Origin of the sequence: Pseudomonas sp. Marseille-P9899 (assembly GCF_903166565.1) — a bacterium.
Lineage (GTDB): Bacteria > Pseudomonadota > Gammaproteobacteria > Pseudomonadales > Pseudomonadaceae > Aquipseudomonas > Aquipseudomonas huaxiensis.
This window is the reverse complement of sequence record NZ_CAESCG010000002.1, coordinates 1,313,845-1,328,746: the sequence shown is the minus strand read 5'-3', so window position 1 is coordinate 1,328,746 and position 14,902 is coordinate 1,313,845. Positions and strand designations below refer to the sequence as shown.

Here is a 14,902-nt window from a genome sequence, read left to right as displayed (position 1 = left end):
CGATCAGTCCTCAGACACCCGAATCACCGTCTTGCCCAGCCCTTGCCCCGACAGCGCGTACTCCAACGCCTGGGCAAACGCGTCGAACGCGAACACCTTACCGATCGGCGGCGCCAGTCGCCCTTGTGCGACCCAGCCCAGCAACTCGCGCAAATGCGCCGCGCCCTTCCCGGCCTCATAAATCTGGAACTGACGCACATCCACCCCCACCAGCGACGCCCCCTTGAGCAGCGGCAGATTCGCCCGCAGCGCCGGAATCGGCCCACCCGCGAAGCCCACCACCAAATGCCGGCCACCCCAGGTCATCGAGCGGAACGCCGGCTCGAACAACGGCCCGCACACCGGATCGAACACCACATCAGGCCCCTTCTGCCCGCACAGTTCCTTGACCACGTCACGGAAGGTATCCGCGCTGGCATCGATCACATGGTCCGCGCCCAGCGCCTGCACGAAGGCGCGTTTTTCCGCCGTCGACGCTACGCCGATCACCGTGGCGCCCAGGCATTTGCCGATCTGCACCGCAGCGCTGCCGACACCGCCCGCGGCGCCAATGACCAGCAGGGTTACGCCAGGTTGCAGCGCCGCCCGGTCATGCAGCCCGTGGTAGGCCGTCAGGTAGTTGATCTTGAAGCCGGCCGCCTGAATGAAGTCCATCCCGTCCGGGATCTTTACCAGCGTCTCCGCCGAGGCCACCGCCAACTCGGCGAAGCCGCCGTGGGTCTGGGTGATCACCCGGTCGCCCACGGCGAGCCCGTCCACGCCTGGCCCCAAGGCTTCCACCCAGCCGCTGATTTCCTGGCCGGGCACGTGGGGCAACGGTGGCCTGACCTGATAACGGCCAAAGGATTCCAGCGCATCGACATAGCCTACGCCGCACGCTGCAACGCGAATCAGCACCTCCCCCGCAGCCGCGACCGGATCCGCGGCGTGCAGCAGCCGATAGTGGTCGATCGAATCCAGATTGTTGGTTTCTACCCGTCTCATCAGCCTCTCCGATTCATAGGACGTACAAGGTTCAAGCGCCGAATCCACGGAACTCGGCGATAGCGGCGAGCGGCTCGCGGTCGGTGCGCAAGGTATTGACCGGATGCTCGGGGTCGGCGTAGCCCAATGACAGACCGCAAAACAGCATCAACTCATCGGGCAGTTCGAGCTGTCGCCCCACGGTCTGGTGAACCAGGGTCCAACAGGCTTGCGCGCAGGTCGCCAGGCCTCGCTCATGGGCCAGCAACATCAGGCTCTGCAAGAACATCCCCAAGTCCGCCCACTGCCCTTGGCCCATGCCGCGATCGACGGCGAGAAAAAGACCCACCGGCGCATCGAAAAAACGGAAGTTGCGGGCGAACTGCTGCTGCCGGCCCTGCCGATCCTCGCGGGCGATATTCAAGGTGGCATAGAGGTCTTCGCCGCATTTGGCACGGCGCGTCTGATAAGGAGGCTTCAGGTCCTGGGGATAGATCGCGTACCCCATGCCCTCGCCGCGCGGATGCTGCGACAGGGTCAGTGCCACTTCGTCCTTCAGGCGGCGCAGGTGCGCGCCCGCCAGCACATACAACTTCCACGGCTGCAGGTTGCCGCTGGATGGCGAATGGCGGGCGCCTTCGACGATCTCCCGCAGGAGCGCCTCAGCCACCGGGCGGTCGAGGAAAGCCCGGGTGGAGCGCCGATTCATTACCGCGTGCATCACTGATGACATGGAGAGCGCCTTTTTCGTTACAGGTCGGCTCATCCTATCCTTGCGTTTTTCGCATTAGAATAGAAAACATCCGATTTCACTTATGCGAAAAACCGATGAAAATAACCTCCCTCGCCGAGGTGGAAGCCTTTCTCGCCGTGGTCGACAGCAAGAGCTTCAGCGCCGCCGCGCGGGAGTTGGGTATCGCCCAGTCAACAGTCAGCCGGCGCCTCACCAACCTGGAGTCGCGCCTTGGCCACCAACTGCTGCTGCGAACCACCCGCAAGGTTGCCCTGACTGACATCGGCACCCGTTATGCCAGCGAACTACGGCAGGTATTGACCGGTTTGGAGAACGCCGATGCGCGCCTGCAGAAAGGCTTGCGCGTGGCGGAAGGCGTGCTGCGGGTCACCCTGCCCACCTCGTTTGGCCGTGCCTTCGTCCTGCCGCGCATCGCCAGATTGTCGGCCGAGTACCCGCGCTTGCGTTTCGAAGTCGACCTATCGGACCGCTATGTCGACTTGCTCGACGGCGAATATGACGTCGCGATCCGCATGAGCACGCCCGAACAGTCCGGCGTCCGCTACCAGAAGATCCACACCTTCACCCTGACGCTCTGCGCATCGCCCGCCTACCTGCGCGAACACGGCCAACCGCTGGACATGAATGACCTTGCCGCCCATAGCTGCCTCGCCCAGCGGGTGTACGCGCCGCTGATCAGCTTCCCGATCACGTGGCAGGGCCAGCCATCCACCTTGCGCATCAACCCACGAATCAGCGTCAGCGACTCGACGTCGCTGCGCACGCTGACCTTGGCCGGGGCGGGACTGGCGGTGTTGCCGAACTATCTGATTGAAGCCGATCTCGAGGCGGGAGAGTTGGTCGAGGTGTTGCCTGGGTTGGAGTTTGCCGACTATGAGGTGTTTGCGGCGTCTCTGCGTCATCGGGAGGATTCGGAGAAGGTTAAGGTTTTTTTGAATGCGCTTTTTGGTTGACGCGGTCTTGACCCGTTGAGGATGGAATGACGGGCCATGACAGAGCCTTGGGGTGAAATTGAGTAGTTGAATTAGCCATACAGGGCGCTATGCGCCCGTTACCGGGTAAGTCGCCAAGCCAGTAACCGGGGCGGGTAAATTTAGTTGCCTGAGGTTAAGGCAGCAGCGGGGTCAGGAAAAATATCACAACTGGCGGTTTTCGGCCAAAAGCGCTCATTCGGCGCGGCAAAACAATGGGCGATCAGATTGTTCGGTTAGCGAACCTCGAAAGATACCTCTTTCCGAGATCGCTCCCCAGACTGTAGTTGTCGAGCTTGAGCCCGCGTTGATACCGACCAGCAAACGGGCTTCTTGCCAGTGATCTGATGGCCTATTCTATTGGCTGAAAAGCTCGATACGGAAAGCGTCAGACAGTTTAACTGGCATCCTCTTGCGACAGCTCGCTCATTGAAATCGTGATTTAAGGGACTGAAAAATGGCGATAAAATTTGAATTACCAGTTGAAGGTGCAATTGTTACGGAGAGCGACGTCGAGCAAAAAATAATTTACCCGCTGCTTGTAGCCGCCGCGGATGTCGGACTTCAGTATGAATCCGCCGAAATCATCACCAAGGGTGATATTCGAAAACTTTCTATCGACAAACTTACAAAAAAGAAAATTTATTACCCAGACTACATGGTGGTTATCGGGGGATTCCCCCTGCTCGTAATTGAAGCAAAAAAACCTGAAGACTTAGACATTGAAGAGGCTTTTAGAGAAGCCAGGCTCTACGCCAATGAGCTTAATGCTTACTTTCCCACCGGAATTAATCCAGTTAGAAAAGTGATTGCGACAAATGGGCTGACTCTCTTAGCAGGCTCAAACGACAGCATTAAGCCGCAACTCACCATGAGTGTTTCAGAGCTAGTCGCATCCTCTCAAAAATACCATGATCTATTTAAGGACTTTTCCAGAGACTCATTGGAGGTCTTAGTAAACAAATTCAATCAAGAACTTTCGTCTGGATATCTATCTAAACCACGCCGACTGGTCGGTGGAAGAGCTGTTCAAGATGAAGAAATAGGACATAATTCTTTTGGGGCAAATATTGCTTCTGACTTAGGCCACATTTTCAACCCTGCCACTATAGAAGATAGAATATTTATTGCGAAAAATGGTTACATCCCGTCAAAAAGGCGCGAGAGATTCATTGAGCCCATTGATAGACTAATTAGAGCTGCAAAGCCTCCAAGTGAAATCAACGCAACAACAATTGAAGACACTTCGGCGCCGCGAGAGTTGGTTGCTGTTCTCGCAAAGCAAAGCAAATTTCTTGAGCGGAAAGTCATCCTACTTGTAGGAAGTGTTGGCTCAGGCAAAACGACGTTCATTGACTACCTAAAAGAAGTCGCTTTACCATCTGAAGTTATTGAAAGAACCTCATGGGTTCGTATAAACATGAACGAATCACCAATATCACCTGATGAAATTTACGGATGGCTTAGACGTGAAATAATTGAAGGATGCAAAACCAACACTCCACAATATGATTTCGACACATTAGAAGGCATTAAAAAGGTTTACTCAGTTGAACTCAATCGCTTCGACAAACTTTACAAGCCGCTATATGAAGGCACACCAGAATACAACGTAAAGCTCGGAGAAAAAATTGAAGAGCTAGAGTCAGACTTACACCTTTCCGCGCTGGCCTACACAAGGTTTTGCTCTACTGAAAGGGGTAAACTGTTAATAATAGTTCTTGATAATTGTGACAAGCGAACTTTAGATGAACAACTTTTAATGTTTCAAGCAGCTCAGTGGCTACAAAAAGAATTTCGTTCGCTTGTGATACTCCCGCTGAGAGAAGAAACTTACGACAACCACCGTGATCACCCACCGCTGGATACTGCGCTGAAAGATCTGGTATTTCGAATAGAGCCTCCGCTATTTCAAAGTGTACTAGCGAAGCGAGTACAACTTGCATTAAGAGCACTAGATAGAAATGGCGGCCAAAACATGCTTACTTATGAACTACCAAATGGCTATACAGTTGAATACAGCAAAAATGACACGTCCTATTACTTGACATGCATCTTAAAATCCATCTTCGAGAACGACAAATATGTGCGCCGCATAATTGTAGGCCTGTCGGCTAGAAACATCAGAAGGGCATTGGAAATATTTCTTGAATTCTGCACTAGCGGGCATATTGCAGAGGATGAAATCTTCAAGATACGGCAGAGCCAAGGGATGCATACTCTCCCGCTGCACATAGTATCTCGGGTCCTATTGCGAATGAACAGAAGGTACTATGACGGTGATCACTCGCATGTAAAAAACTTATTCACCACATTGTCATTCGGAAAAAAAGGAAACTACTTTTCTCGATTAATGATCTTGAGATGGTTAAAGCAAAAATTTCACAACATTGGGCCATCTGGCGTTCAAGGTTACTTCCCAGTAATTGAATTGAAAGCAGATCTAATTCCCTTGGGAGTTGAGTCCGACGTAATTGTCAGAGATTTGGAGTTTTTGCTTGCTGGGCACTGTGTTGTTTCTGAAGATTTTACCATTTCAGAAATCTCTGATGACGACCTGATTAAGCTCGCACCGGCCGGTTTTGTGCACCTAGACTTACTCACCAACGTGAGTTATATGGCGGCGCTTGCCGAAGATACTTTATACACTGAAGAAAAACCTGCCAGGGAAATTGCAGAGCGAATAAAATCGCTGGATGTACAGTACAATCAACGCACTGCATATCAAAACGCAATGGATTTTTATAACTACATAAAAAAACAATACGAATCTTTGCTTGCTAGCACTTCTAGCTATTTGGAAAAAAGCAGTCTTGCTAGTTTGGCTTCTGTCTCCGAGATGGAGCCAAGCTTGAAAATGTTCAAAAAAAATGCCCTACCGCCAACCTGGCAAGAAGCAGAGATACATTATATTCCAGGCACTCAGCACACCTGCGAAGTAGTTAGGTACGCTCAAAAGGGGTTGATTGTTAAAATGCCGTTAGGAATGACAGTTTTTGTTCATCCCAACCAACTACCAAAAGATTATATTGAGAAGAGATATAGTCGAGGCGATAAAATGGAGTTCCTAGTGAATTCCATCGACGTCTTTAGCCAAAAAATACGCCTGGACTCTATAGCCGTATCGCCAATAGAAGAGAAGGGGTGACCTCTCTACATGATGACAATTAACAATCGCCTTTATTTTTTAACTTATTTGAAAGGCTGCTGTTAGCAGCCCTCTGCGAAGGATAGTTTGGGATCGGAAGCTGTCAACCGTACGAGCAGCTGCAATCAACTCATAGCAGCTGTTCGTAGGGACCACGAAAACCTGCGCCCCCTTAATATAGGTGACCTATGGCGACGATAGAAATATCAGAGATCTCCGATTGGCAGCTTTTCGAGAACGTGGCCCAGGTTCTTGAGCAGGGTCTTGGCGGTTGCTGGAAAGAAAAGATCGACGGACTGGACCAGCGCTACTGGGACTTGGAGGTGGAAGAGCAGGTTCTTACGCTGCACCTTGAGCACTATTTGGGTATTTCAGTGTTTGTTCCTGATGGCGCCGACGAGATTGCTCAACGAGTACGAACGTTGCTCAATCTGTTTTGAGAGTAAAAGTGGGACAGGCATATCTTCAAGCGGCCGCTGTCTCTCCGTTAGTGCACCCAAAGATTTAGACCGCATTGCCGCAGCCTGACCCAAACAAGGATCACCATGCTCCGCAAACGTCAGATCATTACCCTCCCCGCCCTGCTCGCTTCGTGCCTTTTGCTCACCGGCTGCCCGCCACCTGCCGAATTCACACAGTGGCAACGCATTTCCACTTCAACGGACGGTGTTAGAGCGGCCATGACGGAGTGTGGCGAGCCCGCTGGAGGTTCATTGCGCGAGCTACCCGCAAACGAACAGGTGCTCCAATTTCAATGCATGCAACGTCTCGGCTTTACGCGTAAGGACGGGTTGGAATTTTGCAAAGTGATGAAGGATCTTCCGGCCTGCGTTGAAGAAAGAATCGGGCATCCACTGGGTTTGGCCCAACTCGAAGCATTGCCGTTTGAAGCCGATGAAGGCTTCTTTCCAATCAAGCCTGACTCGGGCCGGGATGAAGACATGCAGGTCACCTGGCGTAAAGCGGGCGCATCACGCCATTTCTCGGTGCAACTTGCCAATAACCAGGAGGCGCTGCCGGTAATGTACGCCTGCGGCTATCCGAAACCGCTCGGGTCGAATCGCGCTGTCGCCAGCATCGGGCAAGCAGCGACAGTGCAACGCTGCATGATTGATCACGGCTTCGAACCGAAGAACAAGCTGATGCTGGTTTGTCAGATTTATCCGCAAGTGACGGGTTGTAAGAGCAACGCTGAAAACAGTGGCTGATTTTACTTCGTAGCCAAGGCGGAGCACGGGTGTCTATACATCTTCTGGCTGTGTGAGGGCCATTAGGCGCCAGTCAGGAAACCGCGTAATCGCGACAGGCGCTAGCCAACAGTTGTTTCGCGCCCTTGAGATCGAGCGCCGCGCGCGGCGCATCGCGAGCAAGCTCGCTCCTACTAGTCGGTTGCAACGTACCTATGTCTATCAGGCCATGGTTGACCGCTTTGTTTGTACAGCGCGGTATCGAGGCGGCCTCAATAGCTTCCCCGTAATTCATCGCCAAGCGCCAAGGGCTGGCAACACAACTCTCACAAGCCATGGCACGTTGCAACCAACGTAGGAGCGAGCTTGCTCGCGATGCGCCGCGCGGGCGGCGCTCGATCTCAAAGGCGCGAAACAACTGACGGCTAGCACCTGGTCGCCATTACCCGGTTTCCTGACTGACGTTTCATGGTCTTCAGACAGTCCCGAGATGTGCAAAAAGCGAGACAGCGATGAGGCCCTCGACCTGTCCCGCAACACTCAACACCTAACCATGCAGAAACCGATCCGTCTCGCGGTACAGCACCTCCGCCGGAATCGCGTGATCAGCGCCGGGCACCACCACCAACCGCGCAGCCGGCAGGTGTTCGGCGATGATCTTCGACTGCACCGGATCGCAGATCCAGTCTTCAGCACCGCAGATCACCAGCGCCGGGCATTTCACCTTCTGCAGTTGCTCTACCACATCAAACGCATGCCACACCTCGGGCTCGTACAGGTCGTTGTGCACTTTCGCCCGGTAGATACCGGTGCGGCTGCGTTCCAGCAGGCCATCCAGGTCCGAGGCAACACCCTCCGGCACGTACATCGGCGCCAGGGCGAACATGATCAGGCGGAACTCTTCGTCGTCCACAAGCGTAGGCGTGAAGATTTTCTGCAGCATGGCCTCGGTGGCCATCGGCGCTTTCTTCGCCGCCCGTGCCTTGAGGTTGGCGGTGGCCTCGACCTCGTGCCGGTAGCTGGGCGCGGTGCCGCGCAGGATCAGGTGCGACAGGTGTTGCGGATACCGCACCGCATACGCCTGGGCGATAAAGCCGCCGAACGAGCCGCCCTGGAGGATCAGCTTGCGCCCGCCGCCGAGGGTCAGGCGCAGTTGCTCGATGTCTTCGACAATCTGGTCGAAGGTGAATGGCGGCGTCACGCTCGAATGGCCATGGCCGCGCATGTCGAAGCCGATGACTTTGTAACGGTCGCCGAACGCCGCGTGGGCGGCGAATACGCCATCGTGCTGGCCTTGACCGCGGCCGCCATGAAGGACGATCAGCGGCTGTTCGTTTGTTTCACCGGCGATCGAGTAGTTGAGGGTCGCGCCGTTGATGAGGATGGATTGATTGCGCTTGATGTCCGGCATGTGCCTCGCCTTGCGGTTGTCGGGTTGGGCGGCACCCGCCAGCAGCGGCGCCAGTGCGGCGCTCGCGGTGAGTGTGCCGAGGGTCTGGAGCACGGTTCTCCTGTGCATCGACCGGACCTCAGAAGTTGTAGGCAAGGCGCGTGTACCAGTAGCCGCCACCGAAGCCGAACGGCGAGATGTAGCCGTACTGGCCAAGCCCGGTGCTGCTGGTGATGCCGTTCTTGTCGGGGACCACGTCGAACAGGTTGTTGGCCCCCACCTCCAGCGACACGCCGTTGCTGAAGTCGTAGCCGACGTTGAGGTCGGTGATCCATTTGGCGCCGAAGCTGCGGTCGGTGTCCTGGGTCGAGCCCGGCTGGGTCACTTCGCCAAAGCGGGTCACCCGCAGGTTGCTGCGCCACTGGCCGACACGCCAGTCGGCACCGAGGATGATCTTGTCGCGCGGGTTGCCACGCAGCAGGTAGCCCTGGGCCGAGTGACCGAAGATGCCAGCGCCGGACGGCGTGGTGATGTCGTCCTTGATGTTCTCGATCTTGGTCTCGTTGTGGTTGAGTGCGGCGCTCCACCGCACCGTGCCGAACTGGCCGTAGTCGGCGCGGTAGTCGGTGAGCAGATCGACGCCACGGGTGCGGGTATCGACGGCGTTGGTGTAGAACTGCGCGCCGTTGAAATCACGCAGGCCGTAGGACTCCATCACCGCGACCACATCGCGGCCGGTGAGGATGTCGGACAGCACCAGGCGGTCGTCGATATTGATCTGGTAGACGTCCAGGGTGGTGGTCATCTGCGGCAGCGGCTGCCAGGTGAAACCGACGCTGAAGTTCTGCGATTTCTCCGGTTTCAGCTCCTTGGCACCGAGTGCCTTGCCCACCGCCGAATCAGGCGCGAGGTGCTTGTAGTAGTACTGGGTGTAGCCGTTGGTGGTGGCCTGGTAGGAACTCACCGAACTCTGCTGGTACACGCTCTGCGCCAGCGATGGCGCGCGGAAGCCATTGCTGACGGTGGCGCGCAGGGCGAACTCGGGGGTGAAGTCGTAGCGCGTGGTCAACTTGCCGTTGGTGGTGCTGCCGGCGGAGTCGTCGTAGCGCTCATGACGCAGGGCGACGGCGGTGTAGAGCTTGTCGGTCGGGTAGAAGCCGACGTCAACGTAGCCCGCGTAGACATTGCGGTCGGCCTGGCCGGCATCGTCGGGGCTGACACCACGTACGCTGGACGAGGTGTTGGGCTCCTGGCCGGCGAACGGGCCGCTGGTGTAGACGTAGTCGCCGCGGGCCCAGGACAGGTACTCGCCCTGCCCCAGTTTCCAGTCCTCATAACGATGCTCGACGCCAAACGAGACCTGGGTCGGCTTGGCCAATCCGGTGTCGAAGGCCTGGGTGAAATCGAGGTTGTTGACCCACTGCTTGAATGTCTGGCTGCCCATGTAGAACGTGGTCGGGCTCGCGGGGCCGAAGCTGGCGTTGAGGTTGCGCGAAGTGGTTAGGCGAATGTAGTCGCGGCTGTAGCTGGTGCTCAGGTCGGTGTTCCAGCCGGCCAGTTCACCACGGCCGCCGAACACCACCTGGAAGTCGTCTTCGTCCAACGGTCGCTTGGCCGAGGCGCCATCCGGGTAGATTTCGGTGATGTTGCCGTTGGCCGTGGCCTGACGGAAGTTGGCGTGCTTGTAGCCGTCGCGGTGGCTGAGGGTCGAGAACGAATACAGCGAGGTGCCGTTCGACAGCGGCAACTCGGCGTTGTAGGCGAAGTTGGTGATCTTGCTCTCGGGGTTGCCGTAGCCTTCGTTGACCACTTCGTAGGCCTTGGGCACACGGGTCACGCCATTGGCGGCAAAGCCTTCGCGGACCACCGGTTCGGCCCGGGTGAAGCGGTCCTGGTTGCGGTTTTCCAGGGCCAGGTGGACGAAGCCGTCGTTGGGCAGGGCGAAGCCGTGGCTGACGCTTTCTTGGCGGGTGGAGCCGTCGCCCAGGTAGTTCTGGCCGTAGCTGGCCGAGGCCTGGCCGCCGCTGTCTTGCTGCTTGAGGATGATGTTGATCACCCCGGCGATGGCGTCCGAGCCGTACTGCGCTGCGGCGCCGTCACGCAGGACTTCGATGCGCTCGATCAGGTTGGCCGGAATCAGGTCGAGGTCGGCCGGGGTCGAGCCACTGCTGGTCCAGGAGCCGCTCTGCAACAGGCCGCTGTTGTGGCGGCGCTTGCCGTTGACCAGCACCAGCACCTGGTCGGCGTTGAGGCCGCGCAGGCCGGCGGCGCGGATCACGCCGCTGGCACCGGCGCCGCTCATGGCCGGCAGGTTGTAGGACGGCAGCAGTGCGTTGAGGGTTTCCATCAGGCCGTCGCGGCCCACGGTCTTGAGCTGCTCGGCAGGGATCACGTCGATCGGCGCCGGGCTGCTGATGACGGTGCGCTGTTCGCCCCGGGTCCCGGTGACGGTCACGGTTTCCAGCGCCGGATCGGCGCTATTGGCCGCCAGGGCGCTCTCGGCGAGCAGCCCGAAGCTGGCGAAGATGCACAAGGCAAGCGGTGAGTAAGGATGAGGGGTGCGGTTATGTGTTGGCATCGTTATAGGCATCCAGTTTTACTGAAGTGGATACCGCGTACCGTGGTCGGCTGACGGCGTGTGCGCCTTGGGCGCACGTTGGCTTTTGGGGTTCTTGGGTTCGGTAAGGCGGAGCGGGTCTGCTGCTCAGATATCCAGTCCGTAAATGTCGCGGGCGGCATCCGGCGAGATACGCTCTTCGCGCAGGTCCTGAAGCACTTTTTCGCGGTCGCGCTGCCTCGGGTCGCCGACACCGCCGCCACCGGAGGTGATGGCGGCCGCGGTCTGGCCCGGCTGTAAAGTGCCGGTGCGGTTGCGCAGCGCGGCGACGCCAGCGCCCAGTTCGATCCGCGACGTGCTGCCCGGCAAGCCACCGGCAAGGCCCCACGGCGGAACCCGGTTGTGCGGCCCGCCGAGGTTGACGGTGGCGACATGGTCGACCGGCGAAACGACCCGGCGGATGGCCATGCCACCGCGAAACTCGCCGGCGCCGCCGGAGTCCTGGACCAGTTCGTAGGCGTGGATCATCAGCGGGTGTTCGCTCTCCAGCGCCTCCACCGGAATGTTCGCCGAATTGGTGCCGTGCACGTGCACGCCGTCGATACCGTCCTGGGCAAATCGTGCGCCGAGACCACCACCCATGCTCTCGTTGTAAACGTTGAACTGGCCGGTACGCGGGTGCACGCCGCTCATGGTCAGCACGGTGACGCCGGTGGAACCGGCCAGCACCCGCTCGGGAATGGCCTGGGCCAGGGCGGCGAAGAGCATGTCGGTCAGGCGCTGGGCAATATCGTGACGGCTGTACACCGCGGCCGGCGGTGCGGCGTTGACGATCGAGCCATAGGGCGCGCTGATGCGGATCGGTCGATGCAGCCCGGCGTTGGCCGGGGTGTCGCTGTCGATCAGGGTCTTGACCACGTAATAGACCACCGCGCGCAGCACCGTGGAGACCATGTTCAGCCCCGAGCGGGTCTGCGGCGGGCAGCCGTCGAAATCGAAAAGGATCTCCTCCCCCGCCACCTCGATGGCCACCTTGAGGGTGAGGATGTCCGGCCACAGGCTGGTGTCGAAGTCGTGCTCGAACACATAGCGGCCATCCGGGATCGCGGCTATGCCGGCGCGGGCCTTGCGCTCGCTGTAGTCCATCAGCAGCGTGCTGGCCTCGGCCACAGTGGCGGCGCCGTAGCGCTCGCACAACGCCTTGACCCGCTCGACGCCGAGTTTGTTCGACGCCATCTGCGCGCTGAGGTCGTTGATGCGCTCGTGGGGCACCTGGCAGTTGAGCAGGATCAGGTCGAAAACATCCTGCTGCACCTGGCGCTCGCGGTAGAGCTTGATCGGCGGGATGCGCAGGCCTTCCTGATAAATATGCGCATGGCCGCGGTCGACGAAATCGGAGTGGTGCGCGAGGTTGGCGACCCAGGCGAACAGCCGCCCTTCGACGAACACCGGCTCCAGCAGGACGATGTCGTTGAGGTGGGTGCCCCCACCGGTGTGGGCATCGTTACCGATAAATACATCGCCCTCGCGCACCGCACTGAGGTCGGCGCGCTTGAGGGTTTCGGCGACGATACCCAGGAGCGACCCGAGGTGCAGCGGGATCTGCTCGGCCTGGGCGATGATCAGCCCCTCGGTGTCGAAGATCGCCGCGGAGCAGTCGCGCCGCTCCTTGATGTTGGCCGAATAGGCGGCGCGGATGATCGCCTCGCCCATCTGCTCGACGATGGTCGACAAGGCGCAGCCGATCACCTCGACGGTGATCGGATCGACCTTGCGGGCGACAGGGGTAACGGACGCGGCGCTCATTGGCCTTGCTCCTCGATCAGGATGTTCAGATAGCGGTCCACCGTGGCCCGCTGGCCCTCCAGCACCAGCGTCGTGCTGTCCATCTGTTCGATGATTGCGGGCCCGCTGAGCGAGTGCCCGGCACCCAGTCGCTCGCGGTCGTAAATCGGTGTGGCGACGAAGCCGCGCACCTGCGGATACCAGACCTCGCGCTGGCCAACCAGGGCATCGGCGGCATCGCCCGCTGCCAGCGGCTGCTCGACCAGCACCGCCTTGTCGACCTTGCCGGTCGCCTCGACGCGCATGGCGATCACATGGATCGGCTCGTTGGCCGCATCGAAGCCGTAGATCTGCCGGTGTTCCAGTTCGAACGCCTGCCGCACCTGCGCCAGCCAGTCCGCAGCGATCGGACCTTGCGGGCTTTCGATCAACAGCTCATGGGCCTGGCCGGCGTAGCGCGCATCGACAAAACGCTTCACCTGCCGGGCCTCCACGGCGATCGACTCCTGCGCGAACCAGTCGCGGGCCTGTTGCTCCAGACCGTCGAAGCCCTGCTCCAACGCAGCCACCCCGGCCTCGTCCAGGCGCAACAGGCAGCCCTTGGCGAAATGTGTGCGGGCGTCGCTGAGCAGCAGGCCCATGGCGCAGAGAATCCCCGGATTACGCGGCACCAGCACCCGGCGGATGTCCAGTTCGCGGGCCAGGCGCGCGGCGTGGAGCGGTCCGGCGCCGCCGAAGGCCATCAGCACGAAGTCCCGCGGATCGTGGCCGCGCTCGATGGAAATCACCCGGATTGCCTTGGCCATGTTGGCCGTGACCACCGACAGGATGCCCTGGGCCGTTTCGAACAGGTCCATGCCCAGCGACTGCGCCAGGCGGTCGATGGCCTCGACGGCCTGGCCCCGGTCGATCGGCATGCGCCCGCCCAGCAGGTGGGTCGGGTTGAGCACCTGCAACACCACATTGGCGTCGGTGACGGTCGGTTGCAGATTGCCCTGGCCATAGCAGACCGGCCCCGGCCAGGCGCCGGCGCTGGCCGGGCCGACCTTGAGCAAGCCACCGGCATCGACCCGGGCGATGGAACCGCCACCGGCGCCAACGGCGTGAATATCCAGTTGCGGCACTTTCAGCGGGTGCCCGTGAACGCTGGCGCGGGTCGACAGCGACGCGGCGCCGTGGCGGGTAAGCGAGACATCGCTGGAGGTGCCGCCCATGTCGAAGGTGATGATGTCGCCGATCCCCGCAGCCCGCGCCACTTCGACCGCGCCCATGACCCCGGCTGCCGGGCCGGACAGCACCGTCTTGACCGGGTATTGCGCGGCATGGCTGGCGGAGATGATGCCGCCGTTGCTCTGGGTCAGGCGCGGCGCCGCGGCAACGCCCAGCGCGGCCAGCCGCGGTTGCAGGCGGCCGAGGTAATCGCGCATCACCGGGCCGAGGGCGGCATTCACCAGGGTGGTGGAAAAGCGTTCGAACTCGCGGTACTCGGCCGCGACCTGATGCGAGGTGCTGACGAACACGTTCGGCAGGCGCTCTTCGAGGATCTTCGCGACCGTGGCTTCATGCTCCGGCGCCAGGTGGGAAAACAGAAAGCCCACCGCCACCGCTTCCACACCCGCCGCCTCCAGCTGCGCGACGCGCTCCAGCACCTGACGCGGGTTCAGCGCCTTGGCCACCGAGCCGTCGAAACGCACCCGCTCGTCCAGCTCCAGACGCAGGTCGCGGGAAGCCAGCGGGGTCACCTTGCGCACTTGCAGGTCGTACAGCGTGGGCCGGGTCTGGCGGCCGATTTCCACCACATCGCGAAAGCCTGCGGTGGTCAGCAAGGCGGTGCGCGCGGTGCGGCCTTCAATCAGGGCGTTGGTCGCGACGGTGGTGCCGTGGCCGACGTAGGCCACGTCGCCTGCGGACTGCCCGCTCACCTGCAACACCTCGCGAATGCCGGCGACTATGGCCTCCGACGGGTCGGCGTTGCTGCTGCTGATTTTCCAGACTTGCAGGGTGCCGCTGGCCGGATCGTAGAGGCAGATGTCCGTGAAGGTACCGCCGGTGTCCACGCCTATTCGCAGGCCCCGGGCGGGTAGCGCGTTGCGATTTTCAGTCATTTCCGCCTCTCCCGTTAAAATTCTCTTTTGACATGATTGCAC

Annotated in this window: 10 protein-coding genes; 4 read left to right on the top strand and 6 right to left on the bottom strand. The window is 59.5% G+C overall.

The window, feature by feature from the left end; translation table 11 throughout:
* Positions 1-3 precede the first annotated feature (3 nt).
* Both HWV67_RS15425 and HWV67_RS15420 read right to left on the bottom strand, forming a co-directional pair.
* Positions 4-984, bottom strand: coding sequence for an NADPH:quinone oxidoreductase family protein (locus HWV67_RS15425; RefSeq protein ID WP_175651843.1), 981 nt, complete (start codon positions 982-984; stop codon positions 4-6).
* A gap of 31 nt (positions 985-1,015) precedes the next feature.
* The gene (locus tag HWV67_RS15420; protein WP_175651842.1) at positions 1,016-1,696 is read right to left on the bottom strand and encodes a nitroreductase; all 681 of its coding nucleotides are present in this window, start codon (positions 1,694-1,696) and stop codon (positions 1,016-1,018) included.
* Positions 1,697-1,791: 95 nt separating this feature from the next.
* On the opposite strand from HWV67_RS15420, the gene HWV67_RS15415 reads away from it, so the two are divergent.
* The 4 genes from HWV67_RS15415 to HWV67_RS15400 all read left to right on the top strand — a co-directional run bounded on the left by HWV67_RS15415 (position 1,792) and on the right by HWV67_RS15400 (position 7,044).
* Positions 1,792-2,670 (top strand): LysR family transcriptional regulator, encoded by an 879-nt coding sequence (locus HWV67_RS15415; protein WP_175651841.1) that lies wholly within the window; start codon positions 1,792-1,794, stop codon positions 2,668-2,670.
* 475 nt (positions 2,671-3,145) lie between these two features.
* Positions 3,146-5,836 (top strand): type I restriction endonuclease, encoded by a 2,691-nt coding sequence (locus HWV67_RS15410; protein ID WP_175651840.1) that lies wholly within the window; start codon positions 3,146-3,148, stop codon positions 5,834-5,836.
* A gap of 188 nt (positions 5,837-6,024) precedes the next feature.
* Positions 6,025-6,276: a DUF3630 family protein gene (locus tag HWV67_RS15405; RefSeq protein ID WP_175651839.1), complete on the top strand. Its 252-nt coding sequence runs from the start codon at positions 6,025-6,027 to the stop codon at positions 6,274-6,276.
* A gap of 105 nt (positions 6,277-6,381) precedes the next feature.
* On the top strand, positions 6,382-7,044 hold the full coding sequence (locus HWV67_RS15400) for a hypothetical protein (RefSeq protein ID WP_175651838.1): 663 nt from the start codon (positions 6,382-6,384) through the stop codon (positions 7,042-7,044).
* Positions 7,045-7,570: 526 nt separating this feature from the next.
* Here the strand turns inward: HWV67_RS15400 and HWV67_RS15395 are convergent.
* The 4 genes from HWV67_RS15395 to HWV67_RS15380 form a co-directional block, all read right to left on the bottom strand.
* Positions 7,571-8,542 carry an alpha/beta fold hydrolase gene (locus tag HWV67_RS15395; protein ID WP_175651837.1) on the bottom strand — a complete coding sequence of 324 codons (972 nt, stop codon included), beginning with the start codon at positions 8,540-8,542 and terminating at the stop codon, positions 7,571-7,573.
* Between the two features lie 10 nt (positions 8,543-8,552).
* Positions 8,553-10,991, bottom strand: coding sequence for a TonB-dependent receptor plug domain-containing protein (locus tag HWV67_RS15390; RefSeq protein ID WP_175651836.1), 2,439 nt, complete (start codon positions 10,989-10,991; stop codon positions 8,553-8,555).
* 126 nt (positions 10,992-11,117) lie between these two features.
* The gene (locus tag HWV67_RS15385) at positions 11,118-12,776 is read right to left on the bottom strand and encodes a hydantoinase B/oxoprolinase family protein (RefSeq protein ID WP_175651835.1); all 1,659 of its coding nucleotides are present in this window, start codon (positions 12,774-12,776) and stop codon (positions 11,118-11,120) included.
* Complete coding sequence (locus HWV67_RS15380) at positions 12,773-14,860, bottom strand: hydantoinase/oxoprolinase family protein (protein WP_175651834.1); 2,088 nt, start codon at positions 14,858-14,860, stop codon at positions 12,773-12,775. Before HWV67_RS15380 ends, HWV67_RS15385 begins: the two co-directional genes overlap by 4 nt.
* Positions 14,861-14,902 lie beyond the last annotated feature (42 nt).

What these genes read in the sequence shown, in the direction of transcription:
- HWV67_RS15380 (WP_175651834.1), bottom strand. Translation starts at nt 14,860, where the DNA reads ATGACTGAAAATCGCAACGCGCTACCCGCCCGGGGCCTGCGAATAGGC.
- HWV67_RS15425 (WP_175651843.1), bottom strand. Translation starts at nt 984, where the DNA reads ATGAGACGGGTAGAAACCAACAATCTGGATTCGATCGACCACTATCGG.
- HWV67_RS15410 (WP_175651840.1), top strand. Translation starts at nt 3,146, where the DNA reads ATGGCGATAAAATTTGAATTACCAGTTGAAGGTGCAATTGTTACGGAG.
- HWV67_RS15390 (WP_175651836.1), bottom strand. Translation starts at nt 10,991, where the DNA reads ATGCCAACACATAACCGCACCCCTCATCCTTACTCACCGCTTGCCTTG.
- HWV67_RS15415 (WP_175651841.1), top strand. Translation starts at nt 1,792, where the DNA reads ATGAAAATAACCTCCCTCGCCGAGGTGGAAGCCTTTCTCGCCGTGGTC.
- HWV67_RS15395 (WP_175651837.1), bottom strand. Translation starts at nt 8,542, where the DNA reads ATGCACAGGAGAACCGTGCTCCAGACCCTCGGCACACTCACCGCGAGC.
- HWV67_RS15385 (WP_175651835.1), bottom strand. Translation starts at nt 12,776, where the DNA reads ATGAGCGCCGCGTCCGTTACCCCTGTCGCCCGCAAGGTCGATCCGATC.
- HWV67_RS15405 (WP_175651839.1), top strand. Translation starts at nt 6,025, where the DNA reads ATGGCGACGATAGAAATATCAGAGATCTCCGATTGGCAGCTTTTCGAG.
- HWV67_RS15400 (WP_175651838.1), top strand. Translation starts at nt 6,382, where the DNA reads ATGCTCCGCAAACGTCAGATCATTACCCTCCCCGCCCTGCTCGCTTCG.
- HWV67_RS15420 (WP_175651842.1), bottom strand. Translation starts at nt 1,696, where the DNA reads ATGTCATCAGTGATGCACGCGGTAATGAATCGGCGCTCCACCCGGGCT.